The following is a 203-nucleotide window of genomic DNA, read 5'->3' as shown; positions in this document are numbered from 1 at the left end:
GTGTATTTTCCTGCTTTGGAATACTTATGTGTCGGATTTTTGGCTGTTGATGATGTCCCATCTCCAAAATTCCATTTCCATGCAGTGGGTGTTCCTGTGCTTTTATCAGTAAATGCAACTGTCAATGGTAATTTTCCTGATGTCGGAGAAGCCGAAAACTCAGCAACCGGTTTTGTTGCAGCTGTTGTTACTGTTATATAATT

Annotated in this window: 1 protein-coding gene; it reads right to left on the bottom strand. The window is 39.9% G+C overall.

Going from position 1 to position 203, the window contains the following annotated elements:
* On the bottom strand, positions 1 to 203 hold a 203-nt coding region (locus BP861_RS16170; protein ID WP_394339170.1), incomplete at both ends, for a PKD domain-containing protein.

Source organism: Methanosarcina sp. UBA411 (assembly GCF_002495725.1).
Taxonomy (GTDB): Archaea; Halobacteriota; Methanosarcinia; order Methanosarcinales; family Methanosarcinaceae; genus Methanosarcina.
The sequence above is the reverse complement of the archived record's forward strand: the minus strand, read 5'-3'. Positions and strand labels throughout refer to the sequence as shown.